Source organism: Brevibacillus brevis NBRC 100599, assembly GCF_000010165.1.
GTDB classification, from domain to species: domain Bacteria; phylum Bacillota; class Bacilli; order Brevibacillales; family Brevibacillaceae; genus Brevibacillus; species Brevibacillus brevis_D.
On sequence record NC_012491.1, the window covers coordinates 619174 to 637134 of the forward strand.

Here is a 17961-nt window from a genome sequence, read left to right on the forward strand (position 1 = left end):
TATGCGAGTAGCCGTTATCGTCTTTCCAGGCTCGAACGCCGACGTTGATTTGTTTAACGCAGTTGAAGACGTAATGGGAGTGCCTGTGGATTACGTATGGCATTCCGATACGGATCTTTCTAAATATGATGCGATTCTCTTGCCAGGCGGATTCTCTTATGGAGATTATCTGCGCTGTGGTGCGGTCGCTCGTTTTTCACCCGTGATGGAGCAAGTGGTGAAGGCAGCAGATGAAGGCAAGCTGATCATGGGAATCTGCAACGGATTCCAGATCCTTACCGAAGTGGGACTGTTACCAGGAGCACTCTTGCGTAACCGTTCACTGAAATTCCGTTGCAAGCTGTCCGAATTACGTGTGGAAAACAACGATACCTCCTTTACCCGTGATTTCGCGGCAGGGGAAGTTATCCAAATTCCGATTGCGCACGGCGAAGGAAACTACTACTGTGATGAGGAAACACTGGCGAAGCTGAAAGCGAACAAACAGATCGTTTTCCGCTATCATGGCGAGAATCCGAATGGTTCTCTGGAAGACATCGCGGGCATTTGCAACGAACGTGGAAACGTACTTGGCATGATGCCTCACCCGGAGCGTGCCGTCCACTCTTGGATGACTTCCGATGACGGACGCCGCATGTTTACCTCGATCTTGAAGACTTGGAGGGAGCAGAACAGTGTCACAACTCACGCATAAAGAACCGACAGCCGAACAAATTGCCGATCAAAAACTATATAAAGAAATCGGTCTGACTGACGAAGAATATCAGCGTGTCGTAGAAATTCTCGGCCGCAAGCCGAACTGGACGGAGACAGGTCTGTACAGCGTTATGTGGTCGGAGCACTGCTCCTACAAAAACTCCAAGCCTGTCCTGCGTCGTTTCCCGACAAAAGGACCTCGCGTTTTGCAAGGACCTGGGGAAGGTGCGGGTATTGTCGACATCGGAGACAATCAGGCGGTTGTTTTCAAAATCGAAAGCCATAACCACCCATCAGCGATCGAGCCTTATCAAGGGGCTGCGACTGGCGTCGGCGGTATCATCCGTGACGTATTCTCGATGGGCGCACGTCCGATTGCGCTGCTCAACTCGCTTCGATTCGGTGAGCTCAAGTCTCCTCGTGTCAAATATTTGTTCGAAAACGTCGTTGCAGGTATTGCAGGCTACGGGAACTGCATCGGGATTCCGACTGTGGGTGGCGAAGTGAATTTCGACCCTACGTATGAAGGTAATCCGCTTGTCAACGCCATGTGTGTCGGCTTGATCGACCACGAGAAGATTCAAAAAGGGGTAGCGTCCGGTATCGGTAACCCTGTTATCTACGTTGGTGCAAGCACGGGGCGCGACGGTATTCACGGGGCGACCTTTGCATCCGAGGAGCTCACAGAAGAGTCGGAGAAAAAACGCCCGGCCGTACAAGTCGGCGATCCATTCATGGAAAAGCTCCTGCTGGAAGCGTGCCTGGAGCTGATCGACACGGGTATCGTCGTCGGGATTCAGGACATGGGGGCGGCTGGCTTGACGAGCTCCAGCTCCGAGATGGCATCCAAGGCGGGTAATGGTATCGAAATGAATCTGGACCTCGTGCCACAGCGCGAAGCTGGAATGTCTGCATACGAAATGATGCTGTCTGAATCTCAGGAGCGTATGCTCGTTGTCGTGGAAAAAGGCAAAGAGGCAGAAGCGATTGCGATTTTTGACAAATGGGGTTTGGCGTCCGCTGTCGTGGGCAAAGTAACCGAAGACAGCAAGCTGCGCTTGTTGCACCAAGGTGAGGTAGTAGCAGAGGTACCAGTAGACAGCTTGGCTAACGACGCGCCTGTGTACCATCGTCCATCCGCGGTGCCTGCTTACTACGAAGCAAACGCGAATGTAGATGTGTTGGCAGCCATCCAAGAACCGAAAGATCTGAATGGTACGCTGAAAAGCTTGCTGGCTCAACCAACAGTGGCGAATAAAGCGTGGGTATATGAGCAATACGATCACATCGTGCGTGCAAACACAGCTGTAAAGCCTGGTTCTGACGCTGCTGTTGTCATGGTGCGCGGCACTCGCAAGGCCCTTGCTATGAGTACAGATTGCAACGGTCGCTATGTGTACCTCGATCCAAAAGTGGGCGGTGCCATTGCGGTTGCAGAATCTGCGCGCAACGTCGTCTGCTCCGGTGCAGAGCCGCTGGCGATTACGGACTGCCTGAACTTCGGAAGTCCGGAAAAGCCTGAGGTGTTCTGGCAATTTGAAAAATCGTGCGAGGGCATGAGCGAAGCGTGCGTAGCACTCGATGCTCCGGTCATCGGCGGAAACGTATCTTTTTACAATGAACGCAGCGGTGACGCGATCTATCCAACCCCAACGGTGGGAATGGTCGGCTTGATCACTGATGTTGACCATATTACGACCCAGGATTTCAAAAACGAAGGCGACGCGATCATCTTGTTGGGCGAGACCTTTGCTGAGCTTGGCGGTAGTGAGTATCAAAAGATGGCTACGGGCAGCATTTCCGGACGTCCTCCACAAATCGATCTGACTAAGGAAGCGGCAGTACAAAAGCTGGTTCTCACAGCGATTCGCCAGGGTCTGGTGAACTCCGCACACGATCTGTCCGAAGGTGGTCTCGGTGTCGCACTGGCTGAATCTTGCTTCGGCAAAGGCGTCGGTGCACAGGTGACTCTTACGTCTGAGATGCGTATTGATGCGCTCTTGTTCAGTGAATCTCAATCTCGCATCTTGCTCAGTGCTTCTGGGGAGCAAGCGGCGGCGATTCTCGCATTGGCAGGTGAACTTGGCGTACCTGCTGAAAACATCGGTACGGTCGGTGGCGATCATCTGGTAGTGAACGTGAACGGTACAGAAGCGATCAACGCTTCGACTCAAGAGGTGAAAGCAGCCTGGAAGGATGCGATTCCATGTTTGATCGGTTAATCTGGGACAAATTGAATGAGGAATGCGGCGTTTTTGGCATCTACAACCACAAAGAAGCATCCCAATTGACCTATCTGGGTCTGCACGCCCTTCAGCATCGCGGTCAGGAGAGCGCAGGTATCTGCGCCTCCGACGGTGAGAAATGGTATAAGCACCGCGGAATGGGTCTCGTGTCCGAGGCTTTTGGCAAGGGCGATCTGGAGAAGTTCAGTGGTCATATCGCAATTGGTCATACCCGTTATACGACTGCTGGTTCGAGTAAGATTGAAAACGCCCAACCGCTCTTTTTCCGCTATGCACAAGGCAGCATGGCAGTTGCCCACAACGGGAATCTCGTAAATGCCGCTGTGCTTAGAAAAGAACTGGAAGCAAAGGGCTCCATTTTTCAGACGACCAGCGACACCGAGGTGATCGCACACCTGATCGCCCGCTCTGAGTGCAAGGATTTGCCAGGAGCGGTAAAGGACGCTCTGCAATACATCAAGGGAGCGTATGCGCTTCTCGTCATGAACGAAAACCAGCTCGTGATCGCCCTCGATCCGAATGGCTTGCGTCCGCTGTCACTGGGACGTCTCGGAGATGCGATCACTGTCGCGTCCGAGACTTGTGCGTTCGATATCATTGGTGCGCAATATTGGCGTGATGTACAACCGGGTGAGCTGATCGTCGTCGACAAGAATGGCATTACCGAGAGCAAGCATACAGAAACGACACAGCGTTCAATTTGTACGTTTGAATACATTTATTTTGCCCGACCAGATAGCGACATCGACGGAATCAACGTCCACATGGCGCGCAAACGTCTGGGCAAGCAGTTGGCATTGGAATCCGCGATTGATGCGGATGTCGTCACAGGTGTACCGGATTCGAGTATTTCTGCTGCTATCGGATTTGCGGAAGCGACAGGAATTCCGTACGAAATCGGCTTGATCAAAAACCGCTATGTGGGACGTACCTTCATTCAGCCGAGTCAGGAGCTGCGTGAGCGCGCTGTCTATCTCAAGTTGTCTGCGGTTCGCAAAGTAGTGGAAGGCAAGCGCGTCGTGATGATTGACGACTCCATTGTTCGTGGTACGACGAGCAATCGGATCGTCCGCATGCTGCGTGAGGCTGGCGCCAAAGAAGTGCATGTGCGCATCAGCTCTCCGCCTGTTATGAATTCTTGCTTTTACGGCATAGACACCTCGTCGCGTGAGGAACTGATTGCGTCGACCAAATCCGTAGAGGAAATTCGTCAAATCATTGAGGCTGATTCGCTGTCGTTCTTGTCTATTGAAGGAATGATCGATGCAATTGGCCGCACCGATTCGGCTCCTAATAGAGGACACTGCCTCGCATGCTTTAACGGAGAATATCCGACAGAGATTGAGTTCGAAGAAGCGCTACCTGCGCTCAAATGCTAACCGTGCTACTTATGAACAACCGCTAATACAAGCACCTCTTGCTAGGGGGAGAAACGATGAGTGAAGCATATAAACAAGCTGGCGTAGACATCGATGCGGGCAACGAAGCCGTCGAGCGCATGAAAAAGCACGTTAAAAGAACATTCCGCCCCGAAGTTATGACTGATTTGGGCGGGTTCGGAGCGCTGTTTCGCCTGGATACCAAAAAATACGAGAAACCGATTCTCGTTTCTGGCACAGATGGGGTAGGAACCAAGCTGAAGCTCGCTTTTGCCATGGACAAACACGATACAATCGGCATCGATGCTGTCGCTATGTGCGTCAATGACGTAGTGGTTCAAGGCGCAGAGCCGCTCTTTTTCCTCGATTATCTGGCAGTAGACAAGGTCATTCCGGAAAAAATCGAAGCGATTGTCAAAGGGATCGCGGAAGGCTGCTCCCAGTCCGGCTGCTCGCTGATTGGCGGGGAGACTGCCGAGATGCCTGGCATGTACGCAGAAGGCGAATACGACATCGCAGGCTTTACCGTAGGTGTCGTGGACGAGAGCAAAATGATTACGGGAGCTTCCGTGGCGGCAGGCGATGTACTGATCGGTCTGGCTTCCAGCGGCGTGCACAGCAATGGCTTCTCGCTCGTTCGCAAGGTTCTTTTGGCAGACAAAGGCATGTCCCTGCATGATCATGTTGACGTATTGGGCAAAAAGCTCGGCGAAGAGCTGCTGACACCGACCCGCATTTATGTGAAGCAAGTGCTATCCGTTCTCGAGTCACATGAAGTGAAAGCGCTGGTACACATCACAGGCGGCGGCTTTACTGAAAACATTCCACGCGTGCTTCCAGAAGGAATGCAGGCTGTGATCAACGTTGGTTCCTGGCCTGTGCTGCCCATTTTCGAGCTGGTACAAGGGGCGGGGAACATCTCTTACCCGGATATGTACAAAACGTTCAACATGGGCATTGGCATGATGCTTGTCGTGAAGCCGGAAGATGCAGTAAGTGTGATGGAAAAGCTGCAAGAGCTGGGAGAACAGGCGTATTTGATCGGAAATATTCAAGCGGGAGAGCGCAAAGTCGTATACAACGGGGTGGAATGGTGAGAAAGCTGGCCATTTTCGCCTCAGGCAGCGGCTCCAACTTTGAAGCGATCGTGCAGGCTGTACAGGACGGCAAGCTCGCAGGTGTAGAAGTTGCCTTACTCGTGTGCGACAAGCCCGGCGCCAAGGTTTTGGAACGGGCAGAGCGTTTAGGAATCGACGCCTTCGTATTTCAACCGAAGGAGTATGCAGACAAGGCTTCTTTTGAACAGGAAATAGTGGCACAGCTTCAAAAACGCGAGATATCGCTGGTTGTGCTGGCAGGCTACATGCGGTTGGTGGGCGACACTCTTTTGTCATCCTACGAAGGAAAAATCATCAATCTGCATCCGTCACTTTTGCCTGCTTTCCCTGGAAAAGACGCGGTTGGTCAGGCACTCGCATACGGGGTAAAGATAACGGGGGTAACGGTACATTTGGTTGATGCCGGTCTGGATACAGGGCCGATCATTGCCCAGATTCCCGTAGCGGTGCAAGAAGCAGATACGGCTGAGACCTTGGCGGCTCGCATCCATGCTGTGGAGCATGAGCTTTTGGTGAAGGTCATTGGCTACTTAGCAGAAGAGAGAGTGAAGCTGGAAGGAAGACTTGTCCAGCTGACGTAAATCGAGAGAGAAAGTAGTAACCGACATCCTTTTACGATGTCGGTTTTTTGGTCATCCGTTTTAAAAATACTTCTTTCTCCAAAACAGGAGGGCTGTTACGGACGTAATGGCAGTGGACATGATCATAATGATCGTGAATGCGTGCGGATGATCTTGAAAAGGAAGCCCGACGTTCATCCCGTAAAAGGTGCCAATCACCATAGGTAACGTGATGACAATAGTAATGGAGGTCAACAGCTTCACTACGCGATTCAGATTATTGGAGATGACGGAGCCAAAGCCATTCATGATGTTCCCTAAAATAGCGGTATAGATTTCCGTCATTTTGATGGCCTGCTTGGTTTCGATTTTTACTTCTTCCAGCAGCGCCTTATCTTCCTCGTACATTTTCAAATAACTGCCGCTCCGAAGCAGGGAGATCAACAGACTGTTCGTTTCCAGGGACGTCGAAAAATAGACGAGACTTTTCTGCAATTCAAGCAAGGTAAGCAGTTCATTGTTTTTCGTCGATTGTCGCAACGATTTTTCCAGCGTTTCTGTCTGCTTGTTGATTTTTTTTAAGTAATGCAAATAATCATGCGACGTATTTGACAAAATTTGCAGGACGAACCGGTTTCGCATGTGCGTGTGAAAGCTTTTCACTTTTCCTTGGACGAACTCATTCATGACAGCCGTTTCTACCAGACAAACCGTTAAGATATAATCTTCCGTCACCATGATTCCCAATGGAACCGTCGTATAGTTGTCTTTCGTCGCTTCTTTCGTGGAGACCGGGATGTCCACGTAGAGCTTCACGCGGTTCCCTTCCTTGTCGATCCGTCCGATTTCTTCGTCATCAAGGGCATCCTGTAAAAAATGAAGGTCAATCGACAACTCCCTGACGACTTGTTGCTTTTCTTGCTCAGAAGGATTGGTCAGATGAATCCAGCAGCCTTTTTCAAATTGTTGCAGTTCTTCTATTTTTCCGAGGGTATTCGTTTTGTAAATGTTCAACATGGTTTTCTCATCCTTTCGCAAAGAAGGATCGGAGGGATACGACCATGTTGCGCAAGCATGCCTACATAGAGATACTTACATACACTCGTCCCATAAAAAGGGAGAATGATAAATAAGGTATGGGGAACATGCCGCAGCGCCACAAGGCCGGAAAATTCTCCGTACACAATCTTGATTGCAGTTATTCATTCCGCAACTTGGACTACTGTCCATTAAAACGTTCCCCCCCTTTCGAAAATAAAAACCATCTTGCTTTCTCGTCCTTCATACATGTTATTCATGTCCTTTCAGACGGTGTCGGCTTCTAACATGACCGACTCACCCTATTTTGCTGCTATTCATCCTCCGCAAATCATGACAAACCAAATCAACTCTTGTGACATACAGTAATAAAGAAGGATATTCCCACAAAGGGAGGGGCCGACTTGAGCGGAGATTTTGTTTCGAACTTGCTCGATAAGCTAAGCCAAAAAACAGGGCGGCAATGGACGCTTAACGATATTATGAAGCTCGCGGAAAAAATGCCGAAGGGCGGAGCCAATGTAGATGCGCTGCTCGATGAGCTGGGAAACATGGGATTCGAAGTGCCAGAGGAGACGAAAGAGCGCGTCAGGGATCGTGTAAAGGACGGCAATTCCATTTCCATGGAAGAGCTAGGGAACATAATGCCCAAAGAAGTAAAGGCGAAGAGCCGCAAGTCGAAGAAGCCAATCAAGCCAATCAGGGCGACTGCCAAAGGCAAATCAGTCTCTCTGTCAGATCGCATCAAAAGGTTATCAGGCAAAGGCAAGAAAAAACGATAATTTCATCAAAGCAAATACAGGTGATGCAGTCGCAAGTGCCGAACAGGCATGGGCGGCTGTGTTTGTTTTCCTGACGAAGTTATTGATAATAGCGTACAATTATTTTATAATATATAAGTATTGTTCGTGTTTTGGTCGATAGTTACTCATGTTTTCACTAAAATTCAGGAGGTTCTATCCGTGAGTGTGAAAAAAGCGTTGATCAGCGTTTCTGACAAGACAGGATTGATTCCGTTTGCCCGTCGATTGGTAGCCGCCGGGGTACAGATCATATCTACCGGGGGTACGGCTTCTCTTTTAAAAGCAGAGGGAGTTCCCGTCATTGGCATTTCTGAAGTGACTGGATTTCCAGAAATTTTGGACGGTCGCGTCAAAACGTTGCATCCCAATATCCACAGCGGCCTCTTGGCTGTAAGGGACAGTGAAGCACATGTGCAGCAACTAAAAGACCTTGGGATTGAGACCATTGATCTGGTTGTCGTGAACCTTTATCCTTTCAAGGAAACAATCGCGAAGCCAGACGTGACATATGAAGATGCCATTGAGAATATTGATATTGGTGGACCAACAATGCTGCGTTCTGCTGCGAAAAATCACGCGTTTGTCAGTGTCGTGGTCGATGCAGCCGATTATGAAAAAGTAGCAGAAGAAATTGAAGCAAATGGCGATACTACGCTAGAAACCCGTCGTAAGCTGGCAGCAAAAGTTTTCCGTCATACAGCTGCCTATGATGCCTTGATCTCTCGCTATTTGAGTGAGCAGGTGGGCGAACTGCTGCCTGAGAGCTACACCGTGACTTACGAGAAAGCACAGGATTTACGCTATGGGGAAAATCCACACCAACGTGCGGCATTTTACCGTGAGCCGTTATCGGATCAGTTGAGCATCGGGAATGCGAGCCAACTGCAAGGAAAAGAGCTTTCCTATAACAACATCAATGACGCAGACGCAGCGTTGGCGATTGTACGCGAATTCGCTGAACCTGCTGTCGTTGCAATCAAGCACTCCAACCCTTGTGGAGTAGGGATTGGCGCTGATATTCGCTCCGCTTACCAAAAAGCGTACGAAGCAGACCCTGTCTCTATTTTCGGTGGGATTGTGGCAGCAAACCGCCCGATTGACCGTGATACCGCACTCGCGATGAAAGAGATTTTCTTGGAAATTATCATTGCACCAGACTTCACCGAAGAGGCGTTGGCTGTTCTGGCTGAGAAAAAGAACCTGCGTCTCTTGCGTATTTCTGCGCTGAATGAACCAGCCAAAAAAGTGGACAATCTGTTCCGTGTGGCTCCTGTTGCAGGCGGGGCACTCATTCAAGACTTCGACTACAAGCAGCTCGAAGAAAACGAGATTCAAGTGGTTACAGACCGCAAGCCTTCGGAAGAGGAAATGGCACAGCTGAAATTCGCGTGGAAGGTCGTCAAGCACGTCAAATCGAACGCGATTCTCTTGGCAAAAGACAATATGACGATCGGCGTGGGTGCAGGCCAGATGAACCGCGTTGGGGCAGCGAAAATCGCCATCGAGCAAGCAGGTGCATTGGCAAGTGGCGCGGTTATGGCCTCAGATGCGTTTTTCCCGATGGGAGATACCGTGGAAGCGGCAGCCAAAGCAGGGATTACCGCTATCATCCAGCCAGGCGGCTCCATTCGCGACCAAGAATCGATTGATGCTTGCAACCGAGCAGGCATTGCGATGATCTTTACCGGCACGCGTCATTTCAAGCACTAAAAGAGGCTATTCGGGAGTAACTTTCGCTTTTTTAACACGTATGAAAGAGTGGATTACCTCTCACACAGGAGGAAATACAATGAAAATATTAGTGGTCGGTGGCGGCGGTCGAGAACACACGATTGCCTGGAAGCTGTTACAGAGTTCTAAAGTGACAAAGGTATACTGTGCGCCAGGAAATGGGGGCACCGCCCAAATCGCTCAAAACGTACCGATTGGTGTCCATGATTTTGCTGCACTGGTTCAATTCGTCAAGGATGAGGGAATCGATCTGACTGTCGTTGGCCCAGAAGATCCTTTGCTGGCAGGGATTGTAGACTTTTTCCAGGAGCGCAATCTGCCGATTTATGGCCCGAACCAAAAAGCGGCAATGATCGAGGGAAGCAAGTCTTTTGCGAAAAGTTTAATGAAACGCTACGAGATTCCGACGTCTGCCTATGAATCATTTCTGGATTACGAATCGGCGAGTGCGTATGTGAGAGAGCAGGGCGCTCCTATCGTTGTCAAAGCGGATGGCTTGGCAGCGGGGAAAGGGGTCGTTGTCGCAGAAACGGTGGAGGAAGCGGAAGAGGCACTTCGTCAGATTATGCAGGAAAGCGTCTTTGGTGAAGCGGGAGCGCGCGTGGTCATTGAGGAGTGCATGTTCGGCGAAGAGCTGTCGCTGTTATCTTTCGTCGATGGAGAGACGGTTAAGCCGATGATTACTTCTCAGGATCATAAGCGAATCTTCAATGAGGACCGCGGCCCGAATACAGGCGGCATGGGAACATACGCCCCGGTACCGCAAATGTCTGCTGAGCTGGTGGACGAGATCGTCAAAACGATTGTCCAGCCGATGGCGTCAGGGATGGCCAAGGATGGCATTCCGTTCAAAGGCATTCTCTACACAGGTCTGATGATTACGGAGCAAGGCCCGAAAGTCGTGGAGTTCAATGCGCGTTTTGGCGATCCAGAGACACAAGTGCTCTTGCCGTTGCTCGAAACAGATTTGCTCGATATTTTTGTCGGAACGATCAATGGAGAACTCGATGCAGTCGATGTTACATGGCAAAAAGGAAGTGCTGTCTGTGTCGTCATGGCAGCGCCGGGTTATCCGGGAGAATATCCAAAGGGTGCGCTGATTCACGGACTGGGTCAGGCAAACGAGGGAGCTACGGTGTTTCACGCAGGTACGAAGGAAACCGAGGAAGGTATCGTTACGAGCGGTGGCCGTGTGCTTGGCGTCGTGGCAACCGGAGCGGATTTGGCGCAAGCGCGTGAGACGGCGTACGCGAAGGTGCAGGGGATCTCGTTTGATGGGGCACAGTATCGCACGGATATTGCGGCACGAGCGATGAAGTATCAGCAAAAGGGATAAAAAAAGAACAAGCTGTTCCTTCTGTAGAGATTTCTACTTGGGGAACAGCTTTTTTTAGTTATCACATACCCACGTTTTCACCCGCGATGGCCGCTTTTTTCGCTTTAGCCGCAGCCACCTGTGAGAGGAAATAAACGATGAGGAACAGCAACAAGCAAGCCGCCGACCAGCGGTACATGACAGAGTAGCTCGAATGTGTCGCGATGACGCCGAGAAGCATAGAGCCGACCGCGATCCCCAGATCGATGGAATTAAAGAACAGTCCATTCGCCATGCCACGTTGCTCAGGTGTGACGACCTTCACCATCCACGCCTGGATAGATGGCTGAATCATGCCATAGCCAAGGCCATAGAAGGCAGCAGAGACGAGAAGCAAGGACTCTGTCGTTGTCAGGGACAGGAGCAAGAGGCTGATCCCGACGAAAATCGCACCGGGAGGCAGGACGGCAATATGCCCTTTGCGATCATAAAGCTTGCCGGAAAACGGACGAATCAACACCATCGCCAGTGCATTCGTAAGGAAAAACCAGCCGACATTCTCAATGTGGGCTTCTTTTCCATACAAGGCCAAAAAGCTGAGAATCCCGCCATACGTAATGGATAAACAAAAGTTCAGTCCAGCTGGAAGCAGCAGCTTTTTATCATAAAATCGACGAATGCCTGTGACCGTTTGTGTGTTCCCAGACGACACAGGAAGCTGATTGTAGGCACGGATAAAATGCATTAACGGAAAAATAATAGCAACTAACAATACGAGAACCATGAGCATCGATCCGAATCCAAACCCATTTAACACTCCAAGTCCAATCAACGGGCCGAGTGCCATAGCCAAGCTGGTCGATAAGCCGAAATAACCCATGCCTTCGCCGATTCTTCTGGCAGGAATCACATTGGAGACAATCGTCGGAAAGGTCGTGCTGCCCATCCCAAAGCCGATTCCGACCAGGATTCGCAACAGAAGAAAGAACACAATGCTTCCCGCCCAGTAATAACCTGCGCTGAAAATCGCGACAAATCCAAGTGCTACGATTGCCAAGAGCTTACTGCTTTTCGTTTTCAAAGCTTCCCCGGTAAATACCCTTGCGATCACTGCTGCAAGTGAAAACAAGCTAATAACCAAGCTGACAACAAAATCATTGGCCTGATAAGTTTCCTTCACATAGGCAGGGAATGTTGGGGTCTGCATTTGAACGGTGAGAAACAACAACAAATTGCATACAGTTAACAGGACGAAATCTCTCGTCCACAGTCTCTCTCTACTCTCTCCCAATGCTGTCACTCCTAGTCTGTCGTTTTTCTATTGATGTTCTCGTTAATCTCCAGCAAGATTTCCCGTAAGAAGGCCAGCTTTTCAGGAGAGATCCCTTCCAATATGTCCGCAACGGCCTGAGCCTCTACAGGAATCGCCTGCTCAAGCCATTCCCGTCCTTTCGGGGAAAGGGTAATGATGTAAGCGCGGCGGTCTTGTTCGCTCAATGTCTTTTCGATAAAGCCTTTTTTGGCGAGTGTGTCTAAAATGCGTGTCATGGAAGGCTGATCCTTCGCAGAGCGCTGAGCCAGCTCTTTTTGATTGATACCCTCTTCCTCTCGTAGCCGATAAAGGACGGCAAACTGCTCCGTGGTCAAATCAAACTCCTTTAAAAAAAGGGAAACATAATGAATCATTCTCCGGTATGTATTTCCAATAAGAAATCCAACCGGTTCTTTTTGCCAATGATCGATCAGGGGAATAACCCTCTTTCGTTCAAAAATACTTGCAATGACAATTATATGTATAACAATTAATTTTGTAAATGGAAAAAACCGCCCAATGACAGGCGGTTGGTTGCTTCTTCTTTACTGACGATATCTCCCTCTCTTTCGCGAGGTGCGAAAGAAGTAATAGCCCATTACGCCGATGACGCCAATGATCGTGGCAATAACAAAGAAGTTATGGGACATCCATTCATACATCTGGGAGCCGACAAGCATATGCAGTGCCTCCTCTCCTTATGTGTACGTGGGGTAACGAGTGCTGCTGTTGTTATTTTCTTGAGAGCGAAATGAAATGATCTCTCTTGCCGCTTTTTCGAGAAGTTGATCCTCGGGAGTAAGCTTCGTGTTTTGCTGAATGTTGATGGAGTGTTTTTCCTGGTTCTTCGATAATTGTGGGCTTGTGGAATACTGTATGTTTGCCTTATTCGTTGTCGCTGGCGTGTTGCTCTCATCATCTTGGCTGGTGTTCGAGTCTTTAATGGGCGCGATATTCATGGAGCGGGTAAACTGGTTGACTGCCATCTGCACGCCTTTTTTCTTGAGCTGATCCATCATGCCTTGCATGCCATTCCCTTTTTTCGTATTGATGCCCATCGCTGCGTACATCGGACAAAAGCGAGTAGCTCCTTCTGCTACTTTCATAGCTGAAAAAGCCATGAGCAGCCATGGAGTTTTGGATGGGCGACGACTCATTTTTCCGATGCCGTACGCCAAGCCCAACAGACCGCCAGTTATACGAATCATGGCATCAGTTCTACCTACGTTTTTATGCATGAGAGTTGTCCTCCTGTCGCAATTACGTCTATTCCCTAGTGTGTAATAAAGGGCGACAAGACACCCGTGGGAATTGTTACTACCATTTCCAAGCTTGCAGGGGAATGAATGATGGGCGGAGAAGCTGTAGTGGCGATGAACGATCGTTCATTTTGTAAAACATCGGGAGACCAGCGAGGAGAGAAGAAATGATGCGCGTACGAGCCATATCAGATCGTGATTACTTGAACATGATTCGCGTGAGCAGACGTCAGGCACCGGCAAGCCTCTGGATAAAAGGCGCAAGCGTTCTGAATGTGTACACAAAAGAATGGCAAGAGCATCACGTCGCAGTGGCAGGAGAACGTATTGCTTATGTAGGAGAAAAAGAGCCGTTGGTCGATGACCAGACCGTGATCATAGAGGCGGCTGGACAATATCTCGTGCCGGGTTACATGGAGCCTCACGCGCATCCGTTTCAATGGTATAACCCTTATACGTTGGCTGACTTTGCTTTGCAAACGGGTACGACTGGTATGGTGTCGGACACGTTAATGCTCATGCAACTGCCTTTTTCGCAAACGGCAGCGATCATGGATTCTTTGGCAGCACATCCCGTGAAGCAATTTTTCTGGGGCAGACTCGATCCGCAGACAGGGAAAGCTCATCCGTCGTTCACGAAGGAAAATTTGGCGCGAATGCTGGAACATCCACGCGTGATCCAGGGCGGGGAGTTGACGAATTGGGGCGGTGTTTTACAAGAGGATGAGACGCTGCTTTTTGGTCTGAAGCATACGAGGGACTTGGGCAAAAGGATGGAGGGGCATCATCCGGGGGCGTCATACGAGACATTGAACATTGCCGCAGCAGCCGGCATAACAGCTTGTCATGAGGCTATCCATGCTGCTGATTTGCTCTCGCGCATCCGTTTAGGGATGTATGCGACACTGCGCCATTCCTCTATTCGCCCCGATCTACCTGAGCTGGTGAAGGGCTGGCTGGAGTTGGGGGTGCCGTGGTCTTCACGGATGATGCTGACATCGGATGGAAGCACGCCGCCGATGCATCGTGACGGGTTCATGGATAGTACGCTCCGTGTTGCTATGGAAGCGGGAATGCCGCCAGAAGAAGCGTATGTCATGGCGACGCTGAACCCGGCTGTCTATTATGGGCTGGACGCGGAGATCGGAGGAATTGCGCCGGGCCGAATCGCCGATATACTGCTGTTGACGGCAAAGGATCAACCGACTCCATCCATCGTGATTGCGAATGGACAACGGGTGGCAGAAAAAGGAACCCTGCTCGTTCCAACCGTTCAGCCACAATGGGAGGAAGCTTCGTTACGATTGGCAGATCCATTGAAAAAACAGGCACATTCTGATTGGTTCCGCCTGCGGCCAGATGCGGACGGCAAGACCCCTGTGCTACAAATGCTGAATGCCGTTATCACGCGGCTGTCGCTAGAGGACATGCCTGTTGATCAGGATGGGTACGTATCCTTGCAGCATGATCCGCAGTTGGCATTGATCGCCATTATTGATGTAACTGGAGGCAACCGAACAATGGCAGTGCTTCACGGCTTCGGTGAGCATCTCGAAGGGCTAGCCAGCACTTATTCAGCTTCTGGCGATTGGATCGTAATCGGACGCGATCCCCAAGCGATGGCGCAAGCACTGGAGCGTATTCGGGAAATAAAAGGTGGAGTCGTCCTAATCGATCAAGGAAAAATCATTTGCGAATGCCCATTGCCTCTTGCTGGAAAATTCGCGTCGGCACCGATGGAGGAAGTGATCAGCATGGGTGAAAATTTGGTAAATCAGCTCCGTTCCAAAGGACATGTCCATCTCGATCCGATTTATTCGCTTTTGTTTTTTACGGCTACCCACTTGCCATATGCACGTCTAACGGCAACAGGCATTGTCGACGTGAAGAGTGGGCAAATCGTCGTTCCGGCACTTCCTCTACCTTGAGGGAGTGTTTTTTTACGGTCACACAAACGCCCGTGATCGTTTGTGAATCAATGATATATGAATATAAAATATATTTTACTTCTTGTAAATTATCAGATTTATTTTAAAATAAAAACAACCAAGCCTATCTATCTTTATCCCCGAAGAGTATCGTTTTTGAAAGTCGCAACCTGGCTAACATGGTGGATGGATTGGGTAACAAGAACAAAGAATGATAGAAGGGGGATTCATTCTGAATGAAAAAGCGTTCTTATGTGGGGGTTTTATCTGCGGTATTGGCTGCGAGTATGGCATTAACAGGTTGCGCAGGCAATTCAAGCGGAGGAAGTAACGCAAGCGGCGGGCAAAGTCAGCCAGCTCCGGGCAACAGTGGTGGAGGAACAACCGAGGGTGGTCTCATCAAAATTGCCACACAATCTCCTCTGTCCGGGAGCAATTCTGCTATCGGAGATGCGATTAAGACAGGGGCTGGTTACGCTCTCGAAAAGCGCAAGGAAGAATTTAAAGCACTTGGATTTGATCTCCAGCTTTTCCCTCAGGATGATCAAGGCGACCCGAAAATTGGGGTATCAAATGCGGAGATGCTCATCTCTGATCCCGATGTGTACGGTGTAGTCGGGCATTATAACACAGGGGTTGCCATTCCATCGTCTGTAAAGTACGACGAAGGCAAGCTGGTCATGGTATCCCCGGCAAATACAGGGGTGAAGCTCACGGAGGAAGGCAAGAAAACCGTCCATCGAATCTGTGCTCGCGATGACGCACAAGGACCAAAGGCTGCTCTTTATGCGAAAACTACACTTGGTGTAAAAACGGCCTATATTATCCATGATAAGACAGCATACGGCCAAGGTCTGAGCGATCAAGTGAAGATGCAATTCGAAAAGGACGGGGTCCAAATCCTTGGCTTCGAGGGAATCACCCAGGGCGAAAAGGACTACAGCGCGGTACTTAACCAGGTAACGGTGAAAAACCCGGACATCATCTTTTTCGGGGGCCTGTATCCAGAAGGTGGAATTTTGATCAAGCAAGCTCGTGAAAAAGGATTTAAGGGTTATTTTATGGGTGGCGACGGCTTGGATTCTTCTGATATGATAAAAATAGCCGGTAATGCCGTCGAAGGGGTAGTCTTTACGTCAGTAGCAGGGGACGTAACGCAAACCGAAGAGGGCAAAAAATGGGCTGAAGAGTACAAGAAAGCCACAAACAAGCCTCTGGAAACCTATTCCGTCTATGGTTTCGACTCCATGAACGTCATCCTTAATGGTGTCTTGGAAGCTGCCAAAGCGAACGGAGGCAAAAAACCAACCCGCGAGCAAGTCCTCGATGCAGTCCACAAAACCAAAGATTTTCAGGGTCAATTTACCAAGGTTACCTTTGATGAAAAAGGTGACAACACAAATGCAGACGTATTCATTTACAAGTTTGCCAAGGACAAATCTATTTTCGTAGGCAAGGCCGAGTAATCACACCACACAACGCGCACACACTCCCATGCCTCATACCAGGATAGGGGGCTGCACGCCAGTGTTGGCCCCTTTTTTACGAGAAAACACGTCCAGTCAACGAAGTGAATGCAGAAAATTTGTACAAGTCTACAAGGGAAATGAGGGATGGGAAAGCATGATCAATATTTTGCCTCAGGTGTTGGTTGACGGATTGACACTTGGATTTATGTACGCAGTCGTGGCTTTAGGCTACACAATGGTTTACGGGATTTTGGAAATTATCAACTTTGCCCATGGAGACATTTTCATGGTCGGAGCCTTTATCGGTACAGAGGTATTGTTGATCTCTGATGCGCTAGGGGCACTTGAAGGTATGAATCCATTTGTCGCACTTTTCATAACACTCATAATTGCCATGGTATTAACTGGTGCCTTGGGGGTAGGAATTGAGAGGATTGCCTATCGACCATTGCGTGGAGCACCTCGTCTTGTGCCGTTGATTTCGGCGATAGGTGTATCGTTTTTGCTGCAAGACCTCGTACGTTTTACAGAAGCACTGGCTCGCAATGAGTTTTATCTAAACAGTCCCGCTCTTTTTACGGGCTCGATTCCATTAGGAAGTATCGCTACGATTCCAACAAAAGGTTTGATCGTAATTGTAATTGCGATCATCATGATGATTGCCTTGACGTTGTTTGTGAATAAAACAAAGTGGGGAATCGCCATGCGCGCCGTCGCACAGGACCAGAGTACGGCTTCGCTGATGACCATAAATGTAAACAAAGTAATCATGCTTACGTTCTTGATTGGCTCCAGCCTGGGTGGCGCGACAGGCGTTCTGTTTGCGCAAAACTACGGGACGATCGATCCTTATATCGGTTTTATTCTCGGTCTAAAAGCATTTACAGCTGCCGTACTCGGCGGGATTGGGAACCTGCGTGGTGCGATGATCGGTGGCGTACTCCTCGGTCTTCTGGAATCCTTGTCCGGAGCCTTTATGGGGCCGTTGACCAACGGAGCCTTTGGTGCAGAGTACAAAGACGTATTCGCGTTCAGTATTTTAATTCTCGTGCTTCTCTTCAAGCCAGAAGGACTGTTTGGCGAAGCTGTAAAAGAGAAAGTGTAGGT

The 17961-nt window shown here is 49.7% G+C and carries 16 protein-coding genes; 11 read left to right on the forward strand and 5 right to left on the reverse strand.

Annotation, left to right across the window (positions count from 1 at the left end; all coding sequences use genetic code 11):
• Position 1 precedes the first annotated feature (1 nt).
• Genes purQ through purN form a run of 5 tightly spaced genes read left to right on the forward strand, consistent with a single transcriptional unit; the run spans position 2 to position 6020 of the window.
• Entirely contained in the window at positions 2-694 is a 693-nt protein-coding gene (gene purQ / locus BBR47_RS03390) for a phosphoribosylformylglycinamidine synthase subunit PurQ (protein WP_012684342.1), read from the forward strand.
• Entirely contained in the window at positions 675-2918 is a 2244-nt protein-coding gene (gene purL / locus BBR47_RS03395; RefSeq protein WP_012684343.1) for a phosphoribosylformylglycinamidine synthase subunit PurL, read from the forward strand. The genes purQ and purL overlap by 20 nt, the downstream gene beginning before the upstream one ends.
• Positions 2903-4321, forward strand: a complete 1419-nt coding sequence (purF, locus tag BBR47_RS03400) for an amidophosphoribosyltransferase (protein ID WP_012684344.1) — start codon at positions 2903-2905, stop codon at positions 4319-4321. Before purL ends, purF begins: the two co-directional genes overlap by 16 nt.
• A gap of 56 nt (positions 4322-4377) precedes the next feature.
• Complete coding sequence (purM, locus tag BBR47_RS03405) at positions 4378-5418, forward strand: phosphoribosylformylglycinamidine cyclo-ligase (RefSeq protein WP_012684345.1); 1041 nt, start codon at positions 4378-4380, stop codon at positions 5416-5418.
• On the forward strand, positions 5412-6020 hold the full coding sequence (gene purN / locus BBR47_RS03410; protein WP_041749222.1) for a phosphoribosylglycinamide formyltransferase: 609 nt from the start codon (positions 5412-5414) through the stop codon (positions 6018-6020). Before purM ends, purN begins: the two co-directional genes overlap by 7 nt.
• Positions 6021-6080: 60 nt before the next feature.
• On the opposite strand, the gene BBR47_RS03415 is transcribed toward purN, so the two are convergent.
• On the reverse strand, positions 6081-7016 hold the full coding sequence (locus BBR47_RS03415; protein WP_012684347.1) for a magnesium transporter CorA family protein: 936 nt from the start codon (positions 7014-7016) through the stop codon (positions 6081-6083).
• A gap of 425 nt (positions 7017-7441) precedes the next feature.
• Here BBR47_RS03415 and BBR47_RS03420 point away from each other — a divergent pair, with 425 nt between their 5' ends.
• From BBR47_RS03420 to purD, 3 genes are all read left to right on the forward strand, one after another.
• The gene (locus tag BBR47_RS03420; protein ID WP_012684348.1) at positions 7442-7819 is read left to right on the forward strand and encodes a hypothetical protein; all 378 of its coding nucleotides are present in this window, start codon (positions 7442-7444) and stop codon (positions 7817-7819) included.
• 180 nt (positions 7820-7999) lie between these two features.
• A complete protein-coding gene (gene purH / locus BBR47_RS03425; protein WP_012684349.1) occupies positions 8000-9550 on the forward strand; it encodes a bifunctional phosphoribosylaminoimidazolecarboxamide formyltransferase/IMP cyclohydrolase in 1551 nt (516 codons plus the stop codon).
• 79 nt (positions 9551-9629) lie between these two features.
• A complete protein-coding gene (gene purD / locus BBR47_RS03430; RefSeq protein ID WP_012684350.1) occupies positions 9630-10907 on the forward strand; it encodes a phosphoribosylamine--glycine ligase in 1278 nt (425 codons plus the stop codon).
• Between the two features lie 61 nt (positions 10908-10968).
• Here purD and BBR47_RS03435 read toward each other — a convergent pair whose 3' ends face one another.
• From BBR47_RS03435 to BBR47_RS03445, 4 genes are all read right to left on the reverse strand, one after another.
• Entirely contained in the window at positions 10969-12177 is a 1209-nt protein-coding gene (locus BBR47_RS03435; RefSeq protein ID WP_012684351.1) for an MFS transporter, read from the reverse strand.
• A gap of 11 nt (positions 12178-12188) precedes the next feature.
• Positions 12189-12572, reverse strand: coding sequence for a MarR family winged helix-turn-helix transcriptional regulator (locus tag BBR47_RS03440; protein ID WP_012684352.1), 384 nt, complete (start codon positions 12570-12572; stop codon positions 12189-12191).
• 171 nt (positions 12573-12743) lie between these two features.
• On the reverse strand, positions 12744-12878 hold the full coding sequence (locus BBR47_RS31765; RefSeq protein ID WP_012684353.1) for an EYxxD motif small membrane protein: 135 nt from the start codon (positions 12876-12878) through the stop codon (positions 12744-12746).
• Positions 12879-12896: 18 nt separating this feature from the next.
• Positions 12897-13436: a YgaP family membrane protein gene (locus tag BBR47_RS03445; RefSeq protein WP_012684354.1), complete on the reverse strand. Its 540-nt coding sequence runs from the start codon at positions 13434-13436 to the stop codon at positions 12897-12899.
• 191 nt (positions 13437-13627) lie between these two features.
• Here BBR47_RS03445 and BBR47_RS03450 point away from each other — a divergent pair, with 191 nt between their 5' ends.
• The 3 genes from BBR47_RS03450 to BBR47_RS03460 all read left to right on the forward strand — a co-directional run bounded on the left by BBR47_RS03450 (position 13628) and on the right by BBR47_RS03460 (position 17959).
• A complete protein-coding gene (locus BBR47_RS03450) occupies positions 13628-15385 on the forward strand; it encodes an adenine deaminase C-terminal domain-containing protein (RefSeq protein ID WP_012684355.1) in 1758 nt (585 codons plus the stop codon).
• Between the two features lie 236 nt (positions 15386-15621).
• A complete protein-coding gene (locus BBR47_RS03455) occupies positions 15622-16851 on the forward strand; it encodes a branched-chain amino acid ABC transporter substrate-binding protein (RefSeq protein ID WP_012684356.1) in 1230 nt (409 codons plus the stop codon).
• A gap of 61 nt (positions 16852-16912) precedes the next feature.
• Positions 16913-17959 (forward strand): branched-chain amino acid ABC transporter permease, encoded by a 1047-nt coding sequence (locus BBR47_RS03460; RefSeq protein WP_012684357.1) that lies wholly within the window; start codon positions 16913-16915, stop codon positions 17957-17959.
• The last annotated feature ends 2 nt before the right edge of the window (positions 17960-17961 follow it).